Here is a 9,875-nt window from a genome sequence, read left to right as displayed (position 1 = left end):
CGTCAAGTATGGCGGATCTTATTCGAACTAAGTAGGTCTCAGTTGAATTATGGGGTATAGGTCTAGTCCAGCCTTTACCAATCACTCCTAAATAATTCCGGCAGTAAGCACAATCCTACGGTTACGTAAAACGGAAATTGGGAACGAAGTAACTTTCATTATGCTCTCCCGAGGAGTAGGTCAGCCAACCGTATGCTAATGAAAGTAGGATCGGGCAAAAAGCTAAAGCCTTGGGGAAAGCCTATGGATATGCAGACGTGCCCGCAATTAATTAGAAGATAAAGACATGATTAGAAGTTAATATGTTATGAACACGGAAAAACCGATGTATGAATGGAATACAATCCCCTGGAAGAAACTTCAAAGAAATGTATTCAAGCTTCAAAAGCGTATTTATCAAGCCTCTTTACAAGGAGATGTTGTTAAGATAAGAAAGTTACAAAAACTATTATTATCATCTCAATATTCAAAAGCAATAGCTGTTAGAAAAGTAACTCAAGACAATCGTGGAAAAAGAACCGCTGGAATAGATGGAGAAAAAGAACTCTCTCCGGAAAGGCGCATTAAAATGATGAATAATTTGCAGGTAGACGAAAAAGCAAAACCTGTAAGAAGAATCTGGATCCCTAAATCAGGGAAGCAAGAAATGCGCCCACTTGGTATTCCGACAATTAGAGATAGAGCTAGACAAGCGCTGGTGAAACTTGCACTAGAACCAGAATGGGAGGCAAAATTCGAAGGAGATAGTTATGGTTTTAGACCGGGTAGGTCTGCCCACGACGCAGTCGAAGCCATTTTTTGCGGAATCGCAAGAATGCCTAAGTTTGTTTTCGATGCAGACATCAAATCCTGTTTTGATAAGATTAACCACAATGCTCTTCTATCAAAATTACAAAATGATTGTAGATTAAAAAGGGTTATAAAAGGATGGTTAAAAGCTGGCATATTAGATAAGGACCTATTTTTCTCTAGTGAAGAAGGAGCTCCACAAGGCTCAATTGTATCACCGTTATTGGCAAACATTGCTTTACATGGTCTTGAGACAGAGATCACAAATGCATTTGTTGATCGAAAAAAGCTGGCTAATGGCAGTAAGATGAAATGGAAACCAATAGTTGTGAGATATGCTGATGATTTTCTAATATTTCATCCTGATCTTACGGCGCTAAAACAAGCATCTTTGATTGCCAGAAAATGGTTAAATGAGATAGGCTTAGAAATAAATGAGGGAAAGACCAAAATTCGGCATACCCTGAATGAATATGAAGGTAACAAGCCGGGATTTGACTTCCTTGGATTTACAGTTCGGCAATTTAAAACAGTCAAAAACTTTAGTGGTAAAAAGACAATTATTACTCCTAGTAAAAAATCTATAGATAAATACCAGTTAACGTTAAAGCAAGTAATCCGATCCAAAAAGCATTGCAAACAAGAAGATTTGATCAAAGAGCTAAATCCTAAAATTAGTGGATGGTCAAATTACTTTAGCAGTGTATGTTCAAAAGAGACTTTCTCGAAAATGGATTTCTTGTTGTTTTGGAAACTCTATCGATGGGCTAAAAAGAAACATCCTAATTCATCAAGGAAAAAGATGGTTAGCAAGTATTGGAGAAATTGGCATTTTAGTACAAAAGAGGGATACAGAATTAACCGACACAGCGACAAAGCAATTGTGAGGCACGTAAAGGTAAAATTGACCAGATCACCTTATGATGGGGATTATATCTATTGGAGTACAAGAATGGGGAAAAGCCCATTGCTGAATCAAAGCAAGGCCAATGCACTAAAAAAACAGAAGGGGCGATGTTTGCATTGTAATCAATTCTTTCTACCCGGAGATAAGTTGGAAACATATCATCCTGTCCCACTCAAAAATGGAGGAAATAAAAGTTACAGCAATACAACTGTGGTTCACAATTATTGTCATGATATCATATTTCTAAATAATAAAGAGGTGCCAATGAAAATGGCTAATTAGTTGAGGAGCCGTGTAACGGGAAACTGTTACGCACGGTTCTGAATTGGGAGTGGGATGAGCGATTGCCCCATTTACCATAACTTCCTGACAGGTGATGGCAAAATGATCTATTATGACTATCAACCTGGTCGTGGAGGCGAAAGACCCCTGAATATTTTAAAAGATTTTAACGGCCATCTGCAGGCTGATGGTTACGCCGTGTACGACGAGTTGCCATTAGAAAATATAACAGTCTTCTACTGCATGGCTCATGCGCGCCGTAAGATTTATGATGCACAGAGTAATAATGAGAAACTGGCATCCTACGCATTACAGGAGATCGCAAAACTGTATGCCATTGAACAGGCGTGCCAGGAAGAACAGCTGAATGAAGAACAAATAAAAGATCGCCGTAACAAGGAAAGTCTACCCATACTGAAAGCATTGGGTGACTGGATGAAAATTGAATACCAACAACTCAGACCGAAATCCCTCATAGCACAGGCCTTTGCTTATAGCATAAAAAGGTGGGAAAAATTAAGTCTGTATGCCCATACTGGTAACCTGATGATCGATAATAATGCGATTGAGAGGTGCATGAGAAATGTGGCTGTGGGCCGAAAAAACTATCTCTTTTGTGGCTCTCATGATGCAGCGCAAAGAGCAGGCTTACTCTACTCTTTATTAGTTACCTGCAAACTGAACAATGTTAATCCATATAACTGGCTGAAAGATGTTCTAAGCCGGGATATTAATGAAATGCCTATTAATCAAATCAAAACATTGCTACCATATAACTGGAAAGAACAATAATGTTCAGGAAATACAAGCCTTACGCAAAGCTACTATGAAAATTTGTATTCAATCTTAAACTTCCCGGAGGCATACATTAAAATCTCCAAAACACGCAGGATTCCCAAAAGAAACATCGGCAAATGCATAAACTGCATTAAATTTATGATTTTCAAACTTAATTACTATCCAATATTGATAATATGGGCATGTTAAATACATTTTATCCTCTGCTCCTAAAATCAAGAAGTTCCCTTGTTCACTATTGACCCTATATACCCCTTGCTTAAATAACAGCCCTCTACCCAAATAAATTCCGGACCTCAATTTCTTTTTTATCAATTTATTTAAATCTATCTCCTCATTATTATACCTAATAATATTTACAGTATCAATAACGCCTTCAGAGATAGACGATTGATAAATATGTTTTAAAATTTCTCCCTCGTAGTTGCATAAATTAAAGGTGTCAATATCGTTAGTCTGATCAAAGACAAGTCTGTACTCATTGCTTAAATTCGGCGAATGATTAAACACTAATTTATTAGTTGCAATGACCGAAAATGTAAATTGAGAACTCTGACACATACCAAGTATAGGCAATATTAATAAAAACCAGATACTAATCAGCAATAGGCGCATTTCGTTTATATGATTTATAATTTCAATCGGATTTTTATTCCATGTGCCTTTCCTATGATATTTTAAATCAACGGAAATAGAGTTAATTCCCTTCAGACACAAAACTGGATGACACAAGCTTTCCTTGATCATACTCATCTATTTTCATGAGCTTACCTTGATTATCATAATATTTCCATGTCCCTGTTTTTATAGGCTTGAATTCTCTATTTTTTATCAGTCTACGATTTAATGTCACGGGATCAGTTGCCCATAAATTAACTGTGTCCTCCTTAATTGCATCCTGATAATTACCACTAAAAACAATTGCTTTGCTTTTCATTTTATACCTCTCAATGTACATTGCTCCTCTGCAGCTTTTAACAACCACTTTCAAATAAAAGCTTCTCCTTCTTCTATAATAGTTGTGTTTTCAAAATATTTATAAAAATAATGGTAGCAATTCTCTCAAAAGAGGCCACCATTATTGAAGTTATTATTAAACCGAATTTATTGACATTAAGTCATGATTGTGAATCAACTGTGAACTTGGAACTTAGATAATTAAATAACAACTTACTAAAATACTCGGTAAAAATTAAAGCCGAATAGGTGTTAATCGTCCATCAACTTTCTAAAGAATACTTTCAATATCTGTTCATCATTAGCTCCATTTTTTTTCCCTTTTGTAACATATGCACCCCATATCGATAAGCATGTAGTAATGATAAAAATAATATGCCACAAAACATATAAAAGTATATCAATTTCTAAAATGAAAAATCTATAGATCGCTGTGCATGAATAATAAATTAAAATAAGACTGAAAGCCAATCTTGGTGACCAGAATGTCCATATTCCCAATCCAATAAGAAAGATTGTCCATACAAACATCTCTAAATTAAAAGCATTTTTATAACTATAGTCACTAAAACTCGAACAAAGGCAAAAAAAAATAGTTACAAAAAGAACCAGTTGTCCAACAAAAATTCGCATAAAAAACTATTTAGGTAGTTTAAGGATAGATTCCAAAATTTGATCCGTGGAAAGTGGGATGCAGTATTAAATTATATGTACCTGCTGGATAGATCAACTCGCGCTTAAGGGACGAGAAAAAAAACTTTCTGCTACACTATTGTCCCAACAGTTACCTTTCCTACTCAAACTACATATCATCTTGGCCTTGGAAAGCTCATTCTGATATTTATAACTAGAATATTGGACTCCTCTGTCTGAATGATGAATCAACCTAGGAAATGGCTTTCTTATACGGATTGCCATTTTTAAAGCCGATGATACAAGGTCTGTTTTCATGCTGGTATCCATAGACCATCCAATTACTTTTCTTAAGAATAGGTCTATTACAACTGCCAGATATAGCCATCCCTCGCCGGTGCGGATATAGCTTATATCCGCTACCCACTTTTGATTGCTTTATCCGCCTTAAACTCCCGATTGAGCAGATTCTCAGCTATTAGTAAATCATGGTCACTTGTTGTCGTTATGCAATATTTCCTTTTTGTATTCCCGCTAATCCCTGCTGCTGCATGATTTAGATAATATGAGAACGGCTACAACTAATTGATTCTGCCTTAAGTGCTCTGTAAATCCTGGGACTAGCATATGTTTTCAAAGATCCAAAGTATGTGGTTCTCACTAAAGTTGTAAGACGACGTTTGTGATGTCCTCTTTTTTCGGGTTCACCTTTCCTCCAGCTATATTAGGTACTAATACTACACTCCATCACTCTACATAAAGTTCGGGCACTATATTGCTCCGACAACGTCTTTATCACAGAGTATCTCTCCCGGAGCGGTCTAGAAAGATACAGGCGGCTTTTTTTAGTATCTCGACTTCTTCTTTCAAACACGCGTTTTCTTTCTGCAACCTGGTCATTTCCTGATCAGCCGGGTCACCCTGACCAGGAAAAGCTTTCCCGCTTTGTTGATTCTGCTGTCTTTTCCATACTTACAGCTTATTTGGATGGACTTCTAAATCCTGCGCCACCTGAGTAATACTGGACTTGGAGGTTAATCGAAGAGCCTCTTCCTTGAACTCTTTACTGTAAGTCTTTCTCTTTGACGTATTTATTAAATTAAGATTTTTCTATCTTAACCGTGTGTCCGTCAAATTAGGGCATACCCATTATTTATTATTAAACAAAATTCCGTTCATTAAATCTGCTGCATAATTACCCATGGGAGAGGAAATTCTATTTTCAATAAATCGGAATTTATAAATTTAGAGCACCCTGGTTTTTCATCATAAGATGCACTCCAACCTTGCCAATTTTTATGTACTTCTTTTGTTTTATAATTCAACGTGTTTCCTATATAATAATACTTTATTACCAAATATGTATCATCAAATAATGTTAATGTTCGCTGAAAATCAATCAAACTGTCAATAAATTTTTTATCATTCAAATTATACTTTAACCTTTTTCTAAAATATTTAACCTCAATACAAGAGTCACCAATATTATTTTCCAAAAGTACTAATTTAAATTCTCCTTTATTTTTCAAAAAAACAAAGTTTCTGGATGTGTCATTCAAACAAATCCCTAACTTAAACACTGTATCAACTGAATGTTCATTAAAATCAGGAAAACTTGAAACTACTATGGGTAACTGATTTTTATAAATAATAGAATCAGACTCTATTAATTGAGAATTCTTAAAAGCCTGTCTAGATAATAAATGTCTACCATTGTATTTTGTCACTATCGTATTATCCCCTTGATCATAACAATCAAATTCAGGAAAAAATAAATTCTCGTGTTTTTCTTCAGTGTCTGCATCTAATGGATAACACCCGAATAGAAGTAATCCAAACACCGCTATTAAATAGATCTCTTTCCTCATTTTATAAAACAATTATTCCGAAAAATTCATTACCTGATATAAATAAATACAATTAAATTCTAATTGTTTGTATTCGTACTATTGCTGCTCTTTTTACCTACATCATCGTTCATCAAGCAACATTTCCTCCCGTACCCAATCCGGTTATACTTATTCCGGCAGGTATTGTCAGATCCTGGACATTGGTTGCCAATGTATTCGTGCCTAAGCGGCTACTGCCATACAGGTTCGTTAGAATCTGACTGAGCTGACCTTTATTGACTGAGGTATCATTATAAGTATAGACACTCAGGATATTGCCCGTTGCATCTCGCATATACCAGGTTTGAGTGGCATCCTTTGCCTTGTTGATTAGCCCCTTGCTGATCCGGTTACCAGTTACATCGTATGTATAGAAGATCGCTGTACTGTCATGCTTGAAAATTTTGGATACCTTGCCATATACATTCCACCTGATACTGTCAACACCTACCCGGCGATCGAATACAATATTGCCTATACTGTCATACTTGTAGTTATCATACCCCTGGTTATCTATATCATTCCCATAACGGGCCCAGTTTAACGTATCCTTTACATAGGTCAGTTTATTTGTACCCGGACGGTAATTGTAGGTCATGGAATCCATCACAAATGGAGAACTGGTACGTAAATATTCCTATCACGTTTTTTGGGGAAATCCGGGTTTTTAGCATCAACCAAATAGCTACCAAGAGTAAAACCAGTATCCCTATTAACGGAAACACGGATTCAATTCTTTCATCCAAGGCTAATGAAATACGAAGTAAGAAAGATTATATTATCAAGGTTTATAGCTTTCTTCCATAAAAAATTCAATTTCCATTAAATTTAATTCATCATCATATTTAAATATACCGATACATTTATCCGTTGTAAAAAACTGATTTACTTTTTGATAATCACCTATAGCAACAAATATATGACACTGAAATCCAAGTTTCGAATCATCAATTATTTTATAAGTATATATAGTCAATTCATCAAGTAAAGAGATAAGATAGGATTCACTTTTACGCAGACTATTGTTATAAGCCCTAACCTCGTATCCTGTAGTTGTTTGTTTAGTATTAATTTCATCTTCTTTTATGGATAGATATTCAAAAAGTTGGCTTTTCATTTTACCTATTTCAAAAGTCTCCATTAAAATATGCTGAATTATTTCAAAATGTTGTACCATAACAATTATTATTGACCAATTTCTATGATTAAAGTATCAGGAATATTGTAACATTCCTGATACAAAAATTCATTACAATATTGCCATATTGTATTTAATTTTAGTTAGGTTAAAAACGCTCATTAAAGGAAAATTCAATATCATATAAACTTAAATCTTTATTAAATTTAAATAATGCAAAACATTTGTCAGTAGCAAATCCACCATCATTTTCCTGATAATTACCAATAGCAACGCAAACATGATAATATAAATCAATATCATAATTATAAAGCGTCTTATATTGCAAAATTGTTAAGTTGTCACTTAACAAAATTCTACATAATTCGTTTTCATTAGATGTTATATTAAATATCAGCACTTCGTAACCCTGATCTATTTTAGAAACTGCATAAATATCTTCCATTTCCGATAAATATTCGAACAATTCAAGTTTCAAATAGTTTACGCTGAAATTGTCTCTAATAACTTTTTGAAGTTCTACAAGTTTATGATGCATAATATTAATGGTCTTTATCACCATATGTAAAATTAATAATAGGTATTTCTCTTCCGTTTTCAATGTAACTATCCATGAGACAGTGTTTTTATTCATTACATCCAATACTATTAAGCCACATACTGAAAAAGAGCTTAATTTACTTAGCATATCTATAATCAATGAGGTAGATTTTGAACACTAACACTTATATAATTAATCAAATTAATAATACATACAATCGTTACAATCGTACCTATGAATAAAAACCCCAATGCTGCTGCTGATCCTCTTATTTTATACGCTTTATCTTTAGCCAATTGTTCAATTTCTGAATCAATAAATTTCCTTGCCCACAAACTCTTCCTATAGATCCACATTTTCTCAGGCAGCACTTTAAAAACATGGACCATTGCTAACATCAATCCAAACAATAAAGGAAATACGCCTGCCACATGAACTATAAACACTCCTAAATTTTTAAAAGACTCTGCGGAATAATCTTTCATAATCTTACCATGTTAAATTTGTATCTGTTATATGCCACTATAAACCAGGCTAGCACCTCCACCAGGTGTAAAAAATCCAACACCTATAGCAGTTGTTTTATTAGTGGGACCAGGTGACCAGGAATATTGCGCACCACCGTAATATCCTCCACCTATTGATCTTCCCCATCCGGTTAAAAAATTATCAAGTTGATCTTTTGATCCATCCTTATGATTTAACCAAATAAGCGTCACACTAAGTCCCCCTATGACCTTATTTATTTTAGGAATATAGAGTAATTCATACATCTCGCCTAATTTTGGTGCTTAACTTTATGTCAATCCAGCTAACAGCTTCAAACGCCTGGGAATCTGTTTTTGCCAATGCAGCTAGCGCATTTCTGATTTTGTACTGGAAATAGATTCATTCTTCAAAGATTTCATATCATACATGGAACTGCTATCATACCTTATCTGTTCACCTCATTCAATGAATTCCTTACAAAGGAAGATGTACCCGAAAGTAAAAGGTAGATGAGTCTAATCTCCACAGATAATAGCTTCCTGACAAATATTTCAGATTGTCAGATGACATTTTTTTAGAAAAAAAGAAAAATCCAATTGCAAATTTCTTCTCTCCAATAGTAGCATCTGACTTTTCGCTTTCATGGTAACGTATGTATTCTGGTTGAACCGCTGCAAGCATCTCATAAGTACTATCATAGTAGGTTGTACATACTTTTGTAAATGAATCAGTACGAATAATGCAATAAATACCAGCCTTCTCTAAATCATGTACCCTGTCAGCCAATCTTTTTTTAAATAAATATTTACTCTCCTTCTTTTCCGCGAGAACAAGCTTCTCCAAAACATCAGAATTACGGCTATTAACCGGAACCAACTTTCCTGCAATAAAATCGAGTGATAATATACATTTGTATCTAACACGTACTGCTGATCCCTGGCCTCTTTCTCTGGTCGGATTATAGAACTCAATATCTTTATTCTTACTTAAGATACTATCTATATAGTCCTGCAGCAAGATTTTGGGACCACTCCATTTATTATAATTTAGCTCCTTCCTCTTTAAAGGATAAGAGCCTATTATTAAAAAGCCGACTATTAAGGTCAATAAGAGAATTAAAATCAGCGCTGCAAATTTTTGTTTTTGAATTCTTTTCATTATTACATTAATACTATATCATTTCAATATCTTTTAATAACACGTTCTTTATCGCTCAATTCCTGTCCATCCATGATGGCAATTTTCTATCATAAAAATGATATACAAAATGAAGGAGTAACAAGTGACAAATAATTTTCATGGAGACACCTTTACAGGAACAGTTTTAGTGGTTTTAGTTCCCTGAGAATATTAGGAGTCCTAAGTCAAGCTCTCAGTTGAGAGATGCTTGACTTAAGATAAACTATATCCCAAATTGTTTAATAATAACTTTTTTCCATTCAACGAACATCC

At 34.5% G+C, this 9,875-nt stretch carries 11 protein-coding genes and 1 pseudogene; 2 read left to right on the top strand and 10 right to left on the bottom strand.

The genetic code is table 11. The annotated features are described in order from the left end of the window. The first annotated feature begins 307 nt into the window (after positions 1 to 307). Positions 308 to 1,978, top strand: a complete 1,671-nt coding sequence (ltrA, locus tag DXN04_RS34010; protein WP_116857878.1) for a group II intron reverse transcriptase/maturase — start codon at positions 308 to 310, stop codon at positions 1,976 to 1,978. A 54-nt stretch (positions 1,979 to 2,032) separates the two neighbouring features. Beyond that, a complete protein-coding gene (tnpC, locus tag DXN04_RS34005; RefSeq protein WP_116857877.1) occupies positions 2,033 to 2,770 on the top strand; it encodes an IS66 family transposase in 738 nt (245 codons plus the stop codon). A 54-nt stretch (positions 2,771 to 2,824) separates the two neighbouring features. Here the strand turns inward: tnpC and DXN04_RS34000 are convergent, their stop codons facing one another. The 10 genes and pseudogenes from DXN04_RS34000 to DXN04_RS33940 all read right to left on the bottom strand — a co-directional run bounded on the left by DXN04_RS34000 (position 2,825) and on the right by DXN04_RS33940 (position 9,581). Further along, complete coding sequence (locus tag DXN04_RS34000; protein ID WP_147320161.1) at positions 2,825 to 3,523, bottom strand: hypothetical protein; 699 nt, start codon at positions 3,521 to 3,523, stop codon at positions 2,825 to 2,827. Between the two features lie 936 nt (positions 3,524 to 4,459). Further along, positions 4,460 to 4,789 (bottom strand): annotated as a pseudogene (locus DXN04_RS36000) (DDE-type integrase/transposase/recombinase); the annotation flags it as partial. A gap of 549 nt (positions 4,790 to 5,338) precedes the next feature. Continuing rightward, positions 5,339 to 5,461, bottom strand: a complete 123-nt coding sequence (locus DXN04_RS35995) for a transposase (RefSeq protein ID WP_116857879.1) — start codon at positions 5,459 to 5,461, stop codon at positions 5,339 to 5,341. 83 nt (positions 5,462 to 5,544) lie between these two features. Further along, entirely contained in the window at positions 5,545 to 6,234 is a 690-nt protein-coding gene (locus DXN04_RS33975) for a hypothetical protein (protein WP_116857872.1), read from the bottom strand. A 112-nt stretch (positions 6,235 to 6,346) separates the two neighbouring features. Next, positions 6,347 to 6,853: a hypothetical protein gene (locus tag DXN04_RS33970; RefSeq protein ID WP_147320160.1), complete on the bottom strand. Its 507-nt coding sequence runs from the start codon at positions 6,851 to 6,853 to the stop codon at positions 6,347 to 6,349. 183 nt (positions 6,854 to 7,036) lie between these two features. Further along, positions 7,037 to 7,432, bottom strand: coding sequence for a hypothetical protein (locus DXN04_RS33960; RefSeq protein WP_116857869.1), 396 nt, complete (start codon positions 7,430 to 7,432; stop codon positions 7,037 to 7,039). A gap of 109 nt (positions 7,433 to 7,541) precedes the next feature. Continuing rightward, positions 7,542 to 8,093 carry a hypothetical protein gene (locus DXN04_RS33955; protein WP_147320159.1) on the bottom strand — a complete coding sequence of 184 codons (552 nt, stop codon included), beginning with the start codon at positions 8,091 to 8,093 and terminating at the stop codon, positions 7,542 to 7,544. After that, a complete protein-coding gene (locus DXN04_RS33950; RefSeq protein ID WP_116857867.1) occupies positions 8,090 to 8,419 on the bottom strand; it encodes a hypothetical protein in 330 nt (109 codons plus the stop codon). The genes DXN04_RS33955 and DXN04_RS33950 overlap by 4 nt, the downstream gene beginning before the upstream one ends. A 27-nt stretch (positions 8,420 to 8,446) precedes the next feature. Further along, positions 8,447 to 8,707, bottom strand: a complete 261-nt coding sequence (locus tag DXN04_RS33945; protein ID WP_116857866.1) for a hypothetical protein — start codon at positions 8,705 to 8,707, stop codon at positions 8,447 to 8,449. Positions 8,708 to 8,897: 190 nt separating this feature from the next. Continuing rightward, the gene (locus DXN04_RS33940) at positions 8,898 to 9,581 is read right to left on the bottom strand and encodes a hypothetical protein (RefSeq protein ID WP_116857865.1); all 684 of its coding nucleotides are present in this window, start codon (positions 9,579 to 9,581) and stop codon (positions 8,898 to 8,900) included. Positions 9,582 to 9,875 lie beyond the last annotated feature (294 nt).

It is taken from the genome of Chitinophaga silvisoli (assembly GCF_003412465.1).
Classification (GTDB): domain Bacteria; phylum Bacteroidota; class Bacteroidia; order Chitinophagales; family Chitinophagaceae; genus Chitinophaga; species Chitinophaga silvisoli.
This window is presented reverse-complemented; position numbering and strand designations above follow the sequence as displayed.